Here is a 15,604-nt window from a genome sequence, read left to right as displayed (position 1 = left end):
GGATGACACCTCTGGGCACTGCCGTCGTAAAGGAACCAGTGTCAGCTACTCGGATGACAAAGGAGGACAGTGTCTCAGCTACTTTCATGACACCATTTGCTGTCTTTAAAAATGAATGTTCTTACAATTGTGCGTCATGCGCTTTATTAAATATTTTACTTAAAAATCTAATTTCTTATTATACAAGAGATAAGCAATTCATTGATGATGAAAAATTACAAAAAGGGGCATAGAAAGCGCCTAAGAGAGAAAATTATTTTAGATAATGGACAATCATTACTTGATTATGAAGTTTTAGAGCACATTTTATATTCAGCATATAGTAGAATTGATGTAAAACCGGTGGCAAAGAGTTTGATAGAAAGTTTTGGCAGCTTAAATAAAGTTTTTAATGCTGACCTGGAAGCGCTGCAAAACGTTGATGATGTCAGCAATGCAGCGATATCTGCCATCTTTTGTGTAAAACAAGCCTTTGTTCGTTCTGCAAGAGAAGAAATAAAAAACCTGCCTGTAATCGATAACTGGGAAAAATTGCTTGATTATTTAAGAATAAGTATAGGAAGCCTCAATAAGGAAAATTTTCGTGTCATCTATATGAATAAAAAGTATCGTCTAATAGCGGAAGACCTGCAAAATATTGGTACAGTAGATCAAACTCCTCTTTATGTCAGAGAGATCATCAAGCGCGCACTTTTGATTGGTTCAACATCCATTGTAATATCTCACAATCATCCAAGCGGAGATACACAACCTTCAAATAGCGATATATCTCTCACTAGACAACTAGCAGAAGCTTGCCAAAGTATAGGAATAGAATTAATAGACCACATTATTATTACATTCAGTAGCTATTTTAGTTTCAAGGAAAATAGGTTGTTGTGAAAGCCTTTATAGCTACAGTAACTTAGATTTACCGACAATCGTCATTCCGCTACGTGTTAGCGGCTAAGAGATACCGTGACGGGATGACGTAGGGGTTGCCGAGAACTTGTCATTCCAGTGCTTGACACTGGAATCCAGTTTTCTTTACAAATTCACCAAAAGTGCTTCATTCTATAACGCAAAACCCATACTCACCAAACCCAATGCATTACTTGCAATTAAGTTTCCTGGATCTCAGTGTCTGGGCACTGGGATGACACCGTCATAAAGGAACCAGTGTCAGCTACTTTCATGACACCCTTCTGGTAGGCCAAAATCGCAATGTTCGTACAGTTGTGGAATGAATCGCGGGATGACGGTTCGCGGTGGTATGACGTAGTAGCTATTTCTTGCAATCAAGTTTCGTTAAAAGTCAGATTGAATGGTTAAATCTTTCACCCAAATAACCACGCACTCTACTTGCTTGTTTGGATATATTTCTTGTACTAAGGTTTTATAGGTCAACATTTGCTTTTTTATTTCATTTAATGAGGAAACAGAAACGTTACGGTGTGACTTGTAGTCAATTATGATTGCTTTATCTTGCGTTATGCATAGCCTATCTAGTCGTACTAATACTGACTTGCCATCAATTGTTCCACTCAGTGTAATCTCTGATTTGCCTTCCAAGTCAAACAAATAGCCATATTTTTCATTAAAGGCTAATATTTTACTGTAAATTTCATCCTTATCTTCGCTGATGTTATCAAGGTATTTTCTGACCCAATTTTTTCTCCTTTCTTTTTCTATCTTGGGCATATACTGCAATATGCTGTGAATAATCAGGCCTCTTGCATAACCATCTGTCATCCCAATGCTCCTTGTTGTCATTCCAGCACTCTCATCTGTCATTCCAATACCCCTGTCTGTCATTCTAATACCCCTATTTGTCATCCCAGTGCTTGACACTGGGATCCAGGCCTTTTTTTCTCCAGGTTCCAGCGTCACGCGCTGGAATGACGAAAGAGAGTGCTGAAATGATACCGAAGAGTGAGCTGACACTTGTTCTCCTTCTTTTTTACTGGATCCCAGTGTCAAGCACTGGGATGACAGGGGAGAGCGAGTAGCTGATGCTGGTTCTCCTTCTTTTTTACTGGATTCCAGTGTCAAGCACTGGAATGACATTGATAGGTTTGGTGGAAGGGAAATGACCGGAACGTCAAAGTAATCACGTTTTTTATAAATGTAAGGGTAGTTTGCATTCACGCATAATACTTCAACTTTTTCTTTAAATATTGGCCGTAAATCCCTTTGTTTCTTTTCATATGGTTCTCCGTACTTAGTGATTAGATCATACCAAGAGCCCTTTTGCACTGGCTCTTTACTTAAGATGTATAACTCATCTTCAGCACGTGTGAGTGCTACGTATAATAAACGCAAATATTCATTATAATCCTCTAGTTTTTTCTCTCTTTTTACTTGATCGCAATAAGCGTTGTTGTTTTTTCCACACCAAAATGGCACTTCTGTTCCATCAAAGATAATGCTTTCACTGTTTCTTGGCACTGTGTTTGTATCAACCAAAAATACTATGGGAGCTTGCAGACCTTTTGATTTATGAATTGTCATTATTCGCACAGCATTGCGTTCTGATTGCATATCATTCTTAATCTCCGGGTTATTCTCCTTGATCCACTGAACAAACGCTTGAAGAGATGGGTTTTCAAATTGCAACACGAGGTTCATAAATTCGTCTAGAACCTCAAAGCACTCAAGACCTAGCCTTGCAGCAAATTTCTTCTTACCTGTACGCAATATATGTGTAAATAGTGCAAGAGGAGACTCTGTGCGAGATAAGTTAATGAGATAGTTTAATTCACTGTAGATAACCACAGAATAATCCTGAATTCTTTCCCATAGTGAATGCTCTTTACGATCATATGCAATGTTAAATAAATCATCCTCGGTAAAATTGAATAACGGTGATTTTAAAGCATTTGCAAGAGCTAGATCATTTGCCTGGAGGAGTAAAAATTCGGCCAAAGCTATTAAGTCCTGCACGGCTATATAGTCCATAATTCTAAAATAATCTCGGCCTACAACTGGCACGTTTGCTTTTTTAAGTTCGCTTATTATGTAATCAACCAATACGTTTCGTTGTCGTACCAGAACCATAATGTCTCTTGGTTCTATATGGCGATCTTTAGCAACTAAAATCCGCCCTTCGTTTAACCAATTGTGAATTTTGTGGGCTATTGCCTGAGCAAGTAATCGATCTGCTATTGTATAACCTTCCTTACATATCAGAGGAATTTGTAAAGCTTGCTGTTCTTCCTCTTTACACTTTGGTAACGCTGGCCAAATTTCAATATATCCTTGATCATTTTCTCTATGTGGAACATGTTTTATTTCATTATCAACAAAAGATATTTCTGCGCGGAAGTTGTTAAATATTCTATCTACAAGCATCAAAACTTCTGGAGTTGAACGAAATGACTTTTCAAGTTGGCATGATACCCAATCTCTGCCACCAGTTTTCGTATGAAAGTATTGTTGCATGTAGTTGAATAGATGGGGATTTGCTCCTTGAAATCTGTATATGGATTGTTTTACGTCACCAACTACAAATAAGGTTCGCTTTTCATCATTACCGGCAAAAAATTCATCGCAGAGATTTGTTATAATTTTCCACTGACTGATGCTATTGTCTTGTGCCTCGTCAACAAGGATGTGATCTATTTTTTGATCCAAGTTAAACAATATCCAATCTTTATAGTTTGGATTGCTGAGAAGATTTGTTGCTAAGTCAATTATATCATTGTAATCAAGCAGTGCATTTTTTGATTTTTCGCTACTGTATAGATCAACATATACTTTAAATATACCAAGTAAGCTACTGGTTCTCTTGAATATTTGATAAGAGTTCATGTCTCTTATATGGGTAAATACTACATTCTGAACGCTCTCTATTATTTGCTCTGCATCTTTGAATTTCTCCAAAATACTTTTTGTTGCAATGGATGATATGCTCTTTTTTTCGTGCGATTCTGATTTTAAAAAGACCTTGGCTAGGTTTTCTACTTTAGTGTCATTCCAGCGCGTGACGCTGGTTCTTTTCTTCTGGATCCCAGCTGGGATGACAGTAGAATAAAGTATTTCACTATAACTCTGATCTCTTTTACTGCCTTCACTTAATATCTCGGCTAGTCTTTCCACGTGCTCAATTGTTTCGCTCTGTAAGTCATGAATTTCATCTGGGGCGCTCAATTTATCTTTGATATATTTCGAATCATTTGCTGACGCTGATCTTTTTACACATAAAGTATAAAGCAAATCGCGTAATTTATTTTCATCAATTTCAGTTGCAATAAGATTGATATCATCCTGCACAGTTTCGTTATGAAGCACTTTATTGAATATGATGGGATGTAATTCTTTGCATTCGCTCAGCGTGCAATTTGGGGCGATGCCAGCTTCTATGGGAAAGCTGGAAATTAATTTGTAACAGAAAGCGTGTATGGTTTGTATAGTTAGACCAAGATTTTCCAGTTCAGAGAAAAGCCTTCTTGCTCTTGTTAAATAATCTTTATTTTTTCTGGATCCCAGTGTCACGCGCTGGAATGACATCGAAAAGAAATCTAGTTGTTCTAGATCTGCTGCCAACACACTATCTGAACATATTGCCCACTTACTGAGTATGCTGTGAATGCGATTCTCCATTTCGTTTGCTGCAGCATTGGTGAATGTTAAGCAAAGAATATTTCTTTTGTTTTCTAATAAAAGTCTCAATACTCTGTCTATTAAGATTTTTGTTTTGCCTGTACCAGCGGACGCATTTACCCACACAGAGAAATTAGGATTTATGGCATTTGATCTCATCAGAAGTGCGAGAACCTTATAAAAGTTGACTAGAATAGCATTATACATATAATGTAAAAATAGTGTTAGTGAAGATATATAATGAAAAGTTTTTGTGTAAAGGCGCCTGCAAAAATCAATCTTTTTTTGCATGTTGTAGACAAAAAAGAAACAGGGTATCACTTGATTGAAGGTTTATTTGTCTTTGCTAATCTCTCTAATTTTTTGGAAATAAAAGTAGGTGAGAAGGATTTTAGATACGATAACTCTACAGTTGAATTTATAAACTCCGAGTCTAAAATAAATAACCAATATAACACTGTAATGAAAGCGGTTAATCTGCTGCTTAGGCATGCTCCTGTACGCACTAAAGTCACTGTAAAGGTTGTAAAAAACATACCAATTGCTGCAGGACTTGGTAGCGGATCCTCAGATGCTGGAGCTGTGGTACGTACGCTAGGGAAGCTGTGGGAGATTGATAGGACGATTTTAAATGAAATAGCCTTAAACGTTGGTGCTGATGTTCCCGCAAGCGTAGATAGCAAGCCAGTTTTTGTTAGAGGTATTGGCGAAGAATTATGCCACATTAAAAAATTCTCTTTACCTACAAATGTGGTGCTTGTGAAACCGAAAAAAAGGTTTTTGAGTACACCAGAGGTATTTTCCAAACATGAAGGAAAATTTTCTGAGCCAATTAAATGGAGCGATGACGCTGAAAAGGATTTGTTGAAGCTTCTTAAAGAGACGAGAAACGATCTTCAAGAAATAGCAATAAGCTTTGTACCTGAAATTAAGGATGTGATATCAACACTTGAGTCACAAGAAGGCTCTATACTTTCTCGCATGTCAGGCAGTGGTGTATCATGTTTTGGAATATTCGATAGTGAGGAAAATGCAAAAGCTGCTGCAGTTAATATCGGAAAAAAGCAACCAGAATGGTGGGTATGTGACACTCAATTAATAGTTTGACTTATGGATGTAACTCCCTTAATTTCCGAGAATAAAAATCTTATAAATGGTTACAGGGAAGGAAAATTTTTGGTAAACAATCAAGAATATTATGGCTCAATTATAATTTTTCCTGAAAAGGTGATAAAATTGAAAGAAAGTGATATAAACAGCAAGGAGTATTTTGAATCTTTTTTAACAGAGGAAATAGAAATTTTGTTAATAGGTACTGGTAAAACACGCAATATACTAAGTTCTTCAGTGAAGTCCTATCTTATGGAACAAAAAGGTTTAAATTTTGAATTTATGACAACAGGTTCTGCATGCAGAACCCATAACGTTTTAATATCCGAAGATAGATTTGTTGTCAGTTATCTAATAGCCATATAGCATGCTTACCCAGGACTTTTTCATCAATAGTCTAGTTGCAGTAGTTGTAATTAGCCTAGTAACAGGCGCTTTAGGATCGTTTATGATATGGCAAAGGTTATCTTATCTTGGTGATAGTTTGTCCCATTCTTCATTGCTCGGTGTTGCACTTGCTTTAATTTTTAAGATTAGCCCATCGCTTAGCATAATGCTTATTGCAATTACATTTGCTATACTACTTTCTCTTAATTTTAACAGATTATATTCTGCTGATACGATATTGAACATTGTTACCAATGTAGTTTTATCATCGAGTTTAATACTTATGTCTTTTCTTCCATCTGGCAATAATAGTATTATTAGCTCACTGTTTGGTGATATATTAACGCTCGATCAAAGTGATATAATATCGATTTTTTTAACCTCTCTAATAGTTACTTTGATATTAATATTTAGATGGCGTTATTGGTTAATGATTTCAATTAATCAAGATTTAGCAGTAGTTGAGAAGATTAATGTTAATTTTGTTAGACTAGAATTTTTAATCACTCTTGCTATATTTATAGCAATTGCTGCCCAATTAATAGGAATATTACTTATTGCTGCATTTTTGCTAATACCAGCAGCATCTGCAAGGCTCATTTCGAAAACTCCGATGCAGATGATTATTGTTGCAACAGTTTTTTCTGTGATCTCTGGGATATCAGGTCTCATGTTATCTGCAAGTTTTGATTTGTTAACTGGACCTGCAATTATACTTGTTGCAGCGGTATATTTAATTATCGCTTATTTTATAAGGCTAGTATTAAGCAGGTTGGCTTAATTTTGATCTCGAATGTTAATAATTTTGTAATATACTCATTATAAAACATCACTATCTTAGCACAAAATAGTTTTTGCTATACTATTATTTATATGCTAATGATAAGTTGTTAATTTTATGGAGTAAGCAATATGAGCGAAGAAGGATTTTTTTCCAAATATATATCTCAACCTGTGAAAAAATTTTATAATTATATTACAGGAAAAACAGAAGAGTCAGATGATGTAGCAGGTGATGTGCATAATATTGCACAAGGAGACTCAGAGTCTTTGGATACTCATGTACAGTCAAATGAGAATGATATCATATAGATAGCATGAGGGTCACACCATCCAAAGTTAAAAAATTCCTAGAGAAACCTGATGCTTTACGTGGTGTGTTAATTCATGGAAGTGATAACAGTAGGGTTGATTTTTATGTACAAGAAATAATTGCTAATTTGGGTGAGTATTCAGTTCAGGTGATGGATTTTGCAATAGTGAATAAGTCACCCAGTTTACTGTTTTCTGAATTGGCAAACGTTTCGATGTTTACCAGCAAAAAATTAATTAAGCTGATAAATGTGAGTGGAGGTATATCCAAGGAGTTAAAAAATGTATTGGATTATAACGCAAGTGGTCATTATGTAATGATGGTAGCAAGTGATCTTCCATATAATTCTGCGACTAAAAGTTATATGGAGAGTTCAAAAATTTTTGGTGTGATTGCTTGCTATAAGGACAGCAACAGCAATCTTTATGACATTATATCAAGTTACTTAAAACAAAATGATATAAAATGCACAAATGAGATAATCTACCATTTGCAATCTTACTTTAATCATAGCAAGCTGCCTATATGTTCAGAACTTGAAAAGTTAGTTTTGTACTTAGGGGAGAGAAAAGACCTAAAACTTACTGATATAGAATTATGCTTTTCAACTTCCGGCAACGACTATGCTACACTTGATGATTTGTGTTCTGCCATAGCAAGTAAAGATATGTTGCGCTTCATTAGAATTTCTGATGCATTGATATCGCAAGAAAATTTTTCACCGATAGCGCTAATTCGCATTATATCAAATTATTTCCTACGCCTTGAAACCGTTTTGCTGTCAGTGCAAGGTGGAATGAGTGAGCAGGCTGCGATTGATCAGCTAAGCCCTCCATTGTTTTTTAAACAATTGCAGAGTTTTAAATCTCATTTGAAAAGTTTGCAACTTTCAGAACTTAAGAAGATCTTGGAAAAATTGATAAGCTTAGAAGTTACCTGTAAAAAAACTGATTTAGATCATAAAATGATTTTTCAACATGCACTGACGGGTAGCTGACTACTCGGATCCAGCCTTTCTTATAATTTCATCAAAATGTTGTATTTTAACATAAAATAGCTGCTTTTATGCCTACCAAAATTCATTCTTTAGTGTGTGTCTCACAAGTATTCTTTGCTAATAGGATATTTTCGAATATAATTGAATATAACTAGATAAAAATACAGATATGTTTGACATTTCAAAAATTGTAATAACATCTGAAATGTTAAAATTAGTTGCTGAAATTGATGAATTTAAAGGAGCATGGCAATTGTTTGGTAATTTAGCTCCAGAACGTTTACAAATGCTCAAGAAAATTGCAACAATTGAAAGTATTGGTTCTTCTACTCGTATTGAAGGGGCAAGATTATCAGACCGTGAAGTTGAGCAATTACTATCCAAACTTGATACACGCTCATTTCGTTCTCTAGATGAACGAGAAATAGCCGGATATGCGTATGTGTGTGAAGAAGTATTTCAAAACTTTAACAAGATGCCATTTACAGAAAACACTATAAAACAGTTTCACATCTGGCTTTTACAATTTTCATATAAAGATCAAAGGCACATGGGAGAATATAAAAAATTCCCCAATCATGTTGAAGCGTTTGATGAATCTGGAAAAAGCTTGGGCATAGTTTTTGAAACAGCCTCTCCATTTGAGACAGCAACACAAATGCAAGAACTTATTTATTGGACTAGCCAGCAATTAGAGGTGAAATCGTTACACCCTCTATTAATTATTGGCATTTTTATAGTTACTTTTTTAGCTATTCATCCTTTCCAGGATGGAAATGGCAGATTATCACGCATTCTCACAACTTTCTTGTTACTAAAGTTAGGGTATATCTATGTACCTTACAGTTCCCTTGAAAGTAATAAGGAGAGTTACTACTTAGCTTTGCGTCGTACTCAACAATCCTTGAAGACGAGCAGCAATGATTTTAATCCATGGCTTATGTTCTTTTTAAGGTCACTACAAAAGCAAAAATTTTATCTTGAACAAAAGGTGTCACATGAAAAAGTGTTAAATCTCTATTTACCACCACTTTCTGCTAAAGTATTAGCACTACTCAGCAAACATGGACGTCTTACAATTAAGGATTTGGAAAATATTACTAAAGCAAACTGCAATACCTTAAAGAAGCACGTATCTAATCTCGTAAAGAGTAATCACATCACTCAGCATGGAAAAGGCAAAGCAACCTGGTATGTAATATAGAGCTCAATAGGATATGTATTCATTTTGAATTGTTAAATTATTCAGCTATAGAATATAGATTACAGCTGTACAAACATTGTAGTTTGAGCCCACTAGATCCCAGTGCCCTATTCTTGTCATCCCAGTGCCTTCTCCTGTCATCCCAGTGCCCAGACACTGGGATCCAGAAAAGTTTGCTTGTAAGCAAGCAAACTAGCATAGAAAGTGGTTACAACGTTTTCGATGAGATTGCAGAAAGGCTAGATTCCAGACTGGAATGACATCGTTCACTATGTACCATATTGCAATAGTTGTGGTCAAGGCACTGGGATCTGAAATTGCAGTGTTCGTACAGCTATAGAATATAGATCAGAAGTGACAGAGCTTAAAAAAAGGCCTAACATTCTTAATAAACGTAAAAAGCTTTATGAAAATCAGAGTTGGAGTAATAGGCTGCTTAGGCAGAATGGGCAAAAAAATACTCAATGAATTAATTACAAATACCAAAGTGGAAATAGCAGGTGCTGTTGCCCGTTCAGGTAGTAAGTACATAGATTCAGATATTGGACCAATTATAGCCAATCTAGGAATTAAAGTTACAAGTTCTATTAGTGGCATATTTGAGTCATCTGACGTTGTAATAGATTTTACAACTAAAGAATGTATGTTAGACTGCCTTAAAGCAGCTGTAAAATTTAAAACACCGCTGGTTAGTGGCACAACTGGAATAGAAGGTGTCGATTTGAAAGAATATGCTGCTGAAGTTCCAATATTATGGTCAGCAAATATGAGTGTTGGGGTTAATGTGTTGCTGAAATTGGTAAAAAAAGCTGCTGAGCTTTTAGGTAATGAATATGACGTTGAGATTTGGGAAATGCATCATAACTTAAAAAAGGATTCACCATCTGGAACAGCTATAGAACTTGGCAAAACAATTGCTAACGCTTCAAAAGTGGATTTTCAGTCCAATCAATATTTACATAGTGGTTCAAACATAAGAAAAAAGGGGGGAATAGGTTTTGCGGTATCTCGTGGAGGTGGAGTAATAGGAGATCACAGCGTGATGTTTGTTAATTCTGATGAACGGATAGAACTAAACCACAAAGCAATTGATCGCACAACATTTGCTAGAGGAGCTGTTCAAGCAGCAGTATGGCTATACGAAAATAAAAGAGAAATTCCGGGGCTCTATTCAATGCAGGATGTGATATGAGCAATACACGTGCCTCTGTTAAAGATTTAAATCTCTGGTACGGCTCTAAGCAAGTTTTATTCGATATAAATTTGAATATTTATAAAAGAAAAGTTACTACTTTTATCGGACCATCCGGGTGCGGTAAATCAACATTTTTGCGTTGTTTTAATCGTATGAATGACTATGTACCAGGTTGCAAAACTATTGGTGAATTAGATATCGATGGGCTGGGTGATATATATTCACGCGATATGGATGTTGTACTACTTAGAGCAAAAGTTGGTATGGTATTTCAAAAGCCAAATCCTTTTCCAAAATCAATATATGATAATGTTGCTTGTGGGCCAAAATTGCATGGTATGGCGAAGGATAAGCAAAAATTGAATGAGATGGTGGAAAATAGTTTAACCAAGGTTGGTTTATGGGAAGAATTGAAGGACAGATTGCAAGATAGCGCACTCAATTTATCCGGTGGCCAACAACAGAGGCTATGCATCGCTCGCGCAATTGCAGTGAAGCCAACTATTTTATTAATGGATGAACCGTGCTCTGCTCTTGATCCAATGGCAACCAATGCAATCGAAAATCTTATACAAGAGCTGAAATTAAGATTTACTATAATTATGGTGACTCATTCAATGAAGCAAGCTAAAAAGTTATCTGATAGTGTAATTTTCTTTCATAATGGCAGAATTGTTGAGTCTGGAAGCACTCAAGAAATATTCGAAAATGCTCAATCTCCCTTAACAAAGGAGTATATCCTGGATCATTAAATTTCTGACCTTACCCAGAAAAAGTGGAGAGAAAGAAAGGAGTTTTTTCGGGTAAAATAAAATTTTGGAGGATTAGAAATGGCAAGAGAATATACGGCAGAATTCAAATTGGAAGCTGTTAAGCTGGCAAATGAACAAAGAAAGGTAGGTCAACCAGTTGCAAAAGTAGCAAGAGATCTAGGAATAAGGGATAGTGTATTAGGAAAATGGATGAAGAAATATAACGAAAAAAAGTCAGCGGCAAATGCATTTCCAGGTAGAGGTAACATGGCTCCTTACGACAAAGAGAGGTTTGATTTACAAAGCAAGAGTAACAAGGGAAAGAGACATTTAAAAAAAAGCCCTGGCCAGTCAAAAAGAGTAAAATATTTTTTTATAAAAGAGCATAGTATAGCTCTTTCCATAAAAGTCCGGATGTGATAGGATAAGGGTAGATGATGATAAGGAGGTTGAATGCCAGCAGCATATAGTTATGATTTAAGAAAAAAAGCAATAACTGCTATAAAGTACAGGAATTATGTAGGATTTTCTGCTAGTGGCTACTATAAGTGGACCACAAGAAAAATAAGCAGTAGAGAATCAGCAAATAAAGAGCTACTCGAAGCTATTCAAAAAATATATCAAGTTTCTAAATGTAGATATGGAGCTCCTAAAATTCATGCTGAATTGAAGGCTTTGGGTAAAAGTTGCAATTTGAAAACGGTGCAAAGTATTATGCAGAAAAATGACATCAGGGCTATACTGAGAAGAAAGTTTAAAATTAAAAAACAACAAACAGATAATAGAGCTGTAGCTCCCAATATACTAGATCAAAACTTTATTGTTGATCAACCAAATAAAGTATGGGATTACTTACATCAAAACCAAGGAGGGATGGCTATATTTGGCAGCAATAATTCTCACGTATGGTAGTTAATGAGTAGTGCAATAAATAAACAATTGGTTATGAACTCTTTATTAATGGCCATTAATAGGCGTAAACCTGTTAAAAATCTACTATTACATAGTGATCAAGGTTCACAATATACTTTGCAAGGTTATCAATATCTCTTATCCATAAAAAACATAGATGAATCATAAAGGTTGTTGTTACGACAATTCTGTTGTGGAAAGCTTCTTCAGTTCTCTAAAAAGGGAGTTACCAATAGACACCTCTCGGCACTCTAAACAGCATATCAAAACTGCTATATTTGAATATATAGAAATTTTTTATAACAAACAACGTCACTATTAACTATTGCATTCCAGAACAATTTGATGCATCATTCTTTTTGTAAAAAACATTCCAAACTTTCTCTCCACTTTTTCTGGGTAAGGTCACTTTTCCACTGATCATATTTAATCGCCATAACTTTACTCCTACTTTAACAATATTTTAATTATCATATATTATGGCAAGAAAGTCAACCCTACCTAATTTTGCTTAGTGAGCACACTAACTATGAAACAATCTATATTACCATCAAAAACAGAATTTATATTGCCCACTTCATGTCCAGTTCTTAAATCCTTCACCATTTGATATGGATGCATAACGTACGATCTGATCTGATTGCCCCAGCCTATATCGCATTTTTTACCATATTCTTCAGCCATTTTCTGTTCTTTTTTTTCCAGTTCAATTTGGTATAAACGTCCTTTAAGTAATTTCAATGCCTCATCTTTATTTCTGTGTTGAGAACGACCATTTTGGCATTGAACTACAACACCAGTTGGAATATGCGTAATGCGTACCGCACTTTCAGTCTTGTTCACATGCTGACCGCCTGCTCCGGAAGCACGATAGGTGTCGATCTTTAGATCCTTTTCATCCACAGCAATATCAATTGAATCTTCGATCACTGGAGTTACTCCTACACTTGCAAAACTGGTATGACGTTTACCATTTGCATCAAATGGCGATATTCTAACCAGCCTGTGAATTCCACTTTCACTTTTTGCCCACCCATAAGCTTTTTCTCCAACGATTTTTATCATTGCAGACTTTATACCAACTGACTCTCCTTCTAATTTTTCTACAACTTCAACTTTAAAGTTGTGATAAATTTCTGCCCACCTTATATACATGCGCATCAGCATTTCAGCCCAATCATTGCTCTCGGTTCCGCCAGCTCCTGAGTGGATTTCTAAAAAGCAGTTATTATTATCTGCTTCACCAGTAAATAAGGACTCTGTTTCTTTATACTTGATTAATTTCTCTAGCTTAGCTAATTCATTTTCAACTTCAGAGAAAAATTCTTCATCATTTTCATCAATAGCAGACTTCATTAAGCTGATGGCATCGTTGTAATCGCTTTCCAGCTTTAAAAACGACTCTACGTCATTCTTAATTTTAGAACGTTCTTTTAAAACTTCTTGTGCTTTTTGGTTATCTTGCCATAGGTCATCATTCGACGCTTGGGAGTCAAGCTCTTCAAGACGCAACTTTAATTTTTCTATGTCAAAGACACCTCCTGATAAGAGAAATACTTTTATTTAAGCTTTGAAAGTGTTCAAGAATTTCTGGATAAGTTTTCATTATACTTTAGATTTTAATATATTTACTATCAATAACAATAACAGTAAACAAAATAGAAATTTAACCATATGATAGTTAATTTAAATAATTTCATTATACTTTAATGTTTAAGGAAATCAAGCGCGTATATTTATTAAAAAACAAGGTAAAGTAATGAATATTGAAATAAGTTCCCATTATGGTTTAGACAAAAAGGCTATTGATGACTTAATAGAGTCACTTGATAACGAGGAGCTAGAGAATGTTCGTAATATTGTAAAAACGATAGACAGTGTTCAGTTAGCTTATTTTTTATCTACTTCGATCAGTGATCACAGGGAGAAATTAGTTAATATCCTCGATCAACATTTGTTAAGTGATGCCCTAGTGCATGTAGTGCCAGATTTACAAATAGAGATCATAGAAACATTGGGAATAGAAAATACAGCAAAGTTACTAATGCTCCTTGATGTAGAAGATATAGTAACCATAGTGAAAGATTTAGATAGAAAGTCTGTAGAAAATATACTTTACTATTTGCCCAGCAAAACTCAGAAATCGGTAGAGGAGTTGCTATCATATCCAGAAGAAAGTGCAGGAAGGTTAATACATAAAGATATGGTTATAGCTCCATATTATTGGACAATAAATCAACTGACAGAATTTGTGTGCAACTATAAAAAAATACCAGAAAAATTTCACCAGATATTCATTATCAACTCAAAATTAGAGCCTATAGGCAGTGTTAATTTAAATAAGGTAATATCTCACTCAGGAGACACAATAATAAAAGAGATAATGGATCATGACATAAAAATCATTAAAACTGGAATAGACCAAGAGGAAGTAGCAAGAATATTTAAAGATTACTCTCTATTATCGGCTCCGGTAGTAAATAAGAATGGTAAAATTATTGGAGTGATCTTAATTGAAGATGTGATAAAAGTTGTTCAACAAGAAACAGAAGAGGATGTACTCAAAATAAGCGGTGTATCTTCTAAAGCCGATATAAATGCCCCTATACATAAAACTATAATTAAAAGGCTACCTTGGTTACTGTTTAACCTCTTAGCTGCAACAATGTGTTCCATAGTAGTTGGCTTTTTCGATGATGTAATAAAAAGTTTTATAGTGCTGCCAATAATCATGCCGATAATTGCATCAATGAGCGGAAATGCAGGATCCCAAACAGTAACGCTAACCATCCGGGCAATCGCAACAAAATATCTAACTGAGCAAAATGCAAAAAGAATACTGATGAAAGAATTTTTAATAGGTCTTATAAACGGGGTGATCTTATCTACTATTTCATTAGTAGTGTTAGCAATAAGGTTTCACAACTTCAAAGTGGAGATGATTTTTGTGGTCTCCATGATTATGATGTCAATTATTGCAACGTTCATCGGAACTTTCATTCCTATAATGCTTCACCGTTTAAAGTCTGACCCTGCCGTTTCTTCTTCAATCCTAACATCGGCAACAACTGATATTCTCTCAGCTTTTATATTTCTTGGTTTAGCTACGATCTTTTTATTAAATAGCTAATACTATCTATAGCTATACCGCCGCGAACCGTCATGCCGCGATTCATTCGCGGGATCTATGCTAAGAGATACCGCTAACAAGTAGCGGGATGACGAGAAAGGGGCTACTTGGATGACATTCTTCCTGGTGTGCCCAAATCACAATGTTCGTACATCTGTGGATTTATTCGCGGTATAGATTCCGCTAACGAGTAGCGGAATGACGGTTTTTCAAATTGTCGTAAGTCAGTTTAGCTATAATATC

General features: G+C 35.3%; 18 protein-coding genes. 16 read left to right on the top strand and 2 right to left on the bottom strand.

Translation table 11 applies throughout. The features are described 5' to 3' along the window. Nucleotides 1–2: 2 nt before the first annotated feature. Together AAGD84_RS04880 and radC are read left to right on the top strand one after the other, a co-directional pair. Nucleotides 3–233, top strand: coding sequence for a hypothetical protein (locus tag AAGD84_RS04880; protein WP_041573522.1), 231 nt, complete (start codon nt 3–5; stop codon nt 231–233). Then, entirely contained in the window at nt 208–882 is a 675-nt protein-coding gene (gene radC / locus AAGD84_RS04875; protein WP_010962534.1) for a RadC family protein, read from the top strand. The genes AAGD84_RS04880 and radC overlap by 26 nt, the downstream gene beginning before the upstream one ends. A gap of 405 nt (nt 883–1,287) precedes the next feature. Here the strand turns inward: radC and AAGD84_RS04870 are convergent, their stop codons facing one another. Beyond that, entirely contained in the window at nt 1,288–4,740 is a 3,453-nt protein-coding gene (locus AAGD84_RS04870; RefSeq protein WP_341817885.1) for a UvrD-helicase domain-containing protein, read from the bottom strand. Between the two features lie 81 nt (nt 4,741–4,821). Here AAGD84_RS04870 and AAGD84_RS04865 point away from each other — a divergent pair, with 81 nt between their 5' ends. The 13 genes from AAGD84_RS04865 to AAGD84_RS07550 all read left to right on the top strand — a co-directional run bounded on the left by AAGD84_RS04865 (nt 4,822) and on the right by AAGD84_RS07550 (nt 12,553). Continuing rightward, nucleotides 4,822–5,688 carry a 4-(cytidine 5'-diphospho)-2-C-methyl-D-erythritol kinase gene (locus AAGD84_RS04865; RefSeq protein ID WP_213863071.1) on the top strand — a complete coding sequence of 289 codons (867 nt, stop codon included), beginning with the start codon at nt 4,822–4,824 and terminating at the stop codon, nt 5,686–5,688. 3 nt (nt 5,689–5,691) lie between these two features. Beyond that, the gene (locus AAGD84_RS04860) at nt 5,692–6,057 is read left to right on the top strand and encodes an Mth938-like domain-containing protein (protein ID WP_151808071.1); all 366 of its coding nucleotides are present in this window, start codon (nt 5,692–5,694) and stop codon (nt 6,055–6,057) included. 1 nt (nt 6,058) lies between these two features. Then, nucleotides 6,059–6,859: a metal ABC transporter permease gene (locus AAGD84_RS04855; protein WP_264723282.1), complete on the top strand. Its 801-nt coding sequence runs from the start codon at nt 6,059–6,061 to the stop codon at nt 6,857–6,859. Nucleotides 6,860–6,990: 131 nt separating this feature from the next. Continuing rightward, entirely contained in the window at nt 6,991–7,170 is a 180-nt protein-coding gene (locus tag AAGD84_RS04850; RefSeq protein ID WP_010082539.1) for a hypothetical protein, read from the top strand. 5 nt (nt 7,171–7,175) lie between these two features. Then, on the top strand, nt 7,176–8,168 hold the full coding sequence (holA, locus tag AAGD84_RS04845) for a DNA polymerase III subunit delta (protein ID WP_265038112.1): 993 nt from the start codon (nt 7,176–7,178) through the stop codon (nt 8,166–8,168). 169 nt (nt 8,169–8,337) lie between these two features. After that, nucleotides 8,338–9,372: a Fic family protein gene (locus tag AAGD84_RS04840; RefSeq protein WP_341817884.1), complete on the top strand. Its 1,035-nt coding sequence runs from the start codon at nt 8,338–8,340 to the stop codon at nt 9,370–9,372. 83 nt (nt 9,373–9,455) lie between these two features. After that, entirely contained in the window at nt 9,456–9,632 is a 177-nt protein-coding gene (locus AAGD84_RS04835; protein ID WP_153801318.1) for a hypothetical protein, read from the top strand. Between the two features lie 146 nt (nt 9,633–9,778). Next, the gene (gene dapB / locus AAGD84_RS04830) at nt 9,779–10,564 is read left to right on the top strand and encodes a 4-hydroxy-tetrahydrodipicolinate reductase (RefSeq protein ID WP_010962542.1); all 786 of its coding nucleotides are present in this window, start codon (nt 9,779–9,781) and stop codon (nt 10,562–10,564) included. After that, nucleotides 10,561–11,319, top strand: a complete 759-nt coding sequence (gene pstB / locus AAGD84_RS04825) for a phosphate ABC transporter ATP-binding protein PstB (RefSeq protein WP_341817883.1) — start codon at nt 10,561–10,563, stop codon at nt 11,317–11,319. Before dapB ends, pstB begins: the two co-directional genes overlap by 4 nt. A gap of 78 nt (nt 11,320–11,397) precedes the next feature. Next, entirely contained in the window at nt 11,398–11,739 is a 342-nt protein-coding gene (locus AAGD84_RS07555) for a transposase (RefSeq protein WP_353271735.1), read from the top strand. Between the two features lie 33 nt (nt 11,740–11,772). Continuing rightward, nucleotides 11,773–12,231: an IS3 family transposase gene (locus AAGD84_RS04815; RefSeq protein ID WP_341817882.1), complete on the top strand. Its 459-nt coding sequence runs from the start codon at nt 11,773–11,775 to the stop codon at nt 12,229–12,231. 3 nt (nt 12,232–12,234) lie between these two features. Next, nucleotides 12,235–12,399 carry a hypothetical protein gene (locus AAGD84_RS04810; RefSeq protein WP_153296803.1) on the top strand — a complete coding sequence of 55 codons (165 nt, stop codon included), beginning with the start codon at nt 12,235–12,237 and terminating at the stop codon, nt 12,397–12,399. Next, nucleotides 12,389–12,553, top strand: coding sequence for an IS3 family transposase (locus AAGD84_RS07550; RefSeq protein WP_151807939.1), 165 nt, complete (start codon nt 12,389–12,391; stop codon nt 12,551–12,553). Before AAGD84_RS04810 ends, AAGD84_RS07550 begins: the two co-directional genes overlap by 11 nt. A gap of 179 nt (nt 12,554–12,732) precedes the next feature. Here AAGD84_RS07550 and prfB read toward each other — a convergent pair. Beyond that, a protein-coding gene (gene prfB / locus AAGD84_RS04805; protein ID WP_141456981.1) for a peptide chain release factor 2 occupies nt 12,733–13,837 on the bottom strand; the annotation gives its coding sequence in 2 pieces (ribosomal slippage) (nt 12,733–13,761 and nt 13,763–13,837; 1,104 coding nt in all). A gap of 153 nt (nt 13,838–13,990) precedes the next feature. Between prfB and mgtE the strand changes: the two genes are divergently transcribed. Beyond that, nucleotides 13,991–15,361 (top strand): magnesium transporter, encoded by a 1,371-nt coding sequence (gene mgtE, locus AAGD84_RS04800; RefSeq protein ID WP_006280192.1) that lies wholly within the window; start codon nt 13,991–13,993, stop codon nt 15,359–15,361. Nucleotides 15,362–15,604: the final 243 nt, after the last annotated feature.

This window comes from Wolbachia endosymbiont (group A) of Andrena fulva (assembly GCF_964026815.1).
Classification (GTDB): Bacteria; Pseudomonadota; Alphaproteobacteria; order Rickettsiales; family Anaplasmataceae; genus Wolbachia; species Wolbachia pipientis.
The sequence above is the reverse complement of the archived record's forward strand: the minus strand, read 5'-3'. Positions and strand labels throughout refer to the sequence as shown.

Bases quoted from the DNA above. Each gene is read 5' to 3' on its own strand.
- radC (WP_010962534.1), top strand. From the start codon at position 208: ATGAAAAATTACAAAAAGGGGCATAGAAAGCGCCTAAGAGAGAAAATT.
- pstB (WP_341817883.1), top strand. From the start codon at position 10,561: ATGAGCAATACACGTGCCTCTGTTAAAGATTTAAATCTCTGGTACGGC.
- mgtE (WP_006280192.1), top strand. From the start codon at position 13,991: ATGAATATTGAAATAAGTTCCCATTATGGTTTAGACAAAAAGGCTATT.
- AAGD84_RS04880 (WP_041573522.1), top strand. From the start codon at position 3: ATGACACCTCTGGGCACTGCCGTCGTAAAGGAACCAGTGTCAGCTACT.
- AAGD84_RS04840 (WP_341817884.1), top strand. From the start codon at position 8,338: ATGTTTGACATTTCAAAAATTGTAATAACATCTGAAATGTTAAAATTA.
- holA (WP_265038112.1), top strand. From the start codon at position 7,176: ATGAGGGTCACACCATCCAAAGTTAAAAAATTCCTAGAGAAACCTGAT.
- AAGD84_RS04870 (WP_341817885.1), bottom strand. From the start codon at position 4,740: ATGAGATCAAATGCCATAAATCCTAATTTCTCTGTGTGGGTAAATGCG.
- AAGD84_RS04855 (WP_264723282.1), top strand. From the start codon at position 6,059: ATGCTTACCCAGGACTTTTTCATCAATAGTCTAGTTGCAGTAGTTGTA.
- AAGD84_RS07550 (WP_151807939.1), top strand. From the start codon at position 12,389: ATGAATCATAAAGGTTGTTGTTACGACAATTCTGTTGTGGAAAGCTTC.
- dapB (WP_010962542.1), top strand. From the start codon at position 9,779: ATGAAAATCAGAGTTGGAGTAATAGGCTGCTTAGGCAGAATGGGCAAA.
- AAGD84_RS04810 (WP_153296803.1), top strand. From the start codon at position 12,235: ATGAGTAGTGCAATAAATAAACAATTGGTTATGAACTCTTTATTAATG.
- AAGD84_RS04850 (WP_010082539.1), top strand. From the start codon at position 6,991: ATGAGCGAAGAAGGATTTTTTTCCAAATATATATCTCAACCTGTGAAA.
- AAGD84_RS04865 (WP_213863071.1), top strand. From the start codon at position 4,822: ATGAAAAGTTTTTGTGTAAAGGCGCCTGCAAAAATCAATCTTTTTTTG.
- AAGD84_RS04815 (WP_341817882.1), top strand. From the start codon at position 11,773: ATGCCAGCAGCATATAGTTATGATTTAAGAAAAAAAGCAATAACTGCT.
- AAGD84_RS07555 (WP_353271735.1), top strand. From the start codon at position 11,398: ATGGCAAGAGAATATACGGCAGAATTCAAATTGGAAGCTGTTAAGCTG.
- AAGD84_RS04860 (WP_151808071.1), top strand. From the start codon at position 5,692: ATGGATGTAACTCCCTTAATTTCCGAGAATAAAAATCTTATAAATGGT.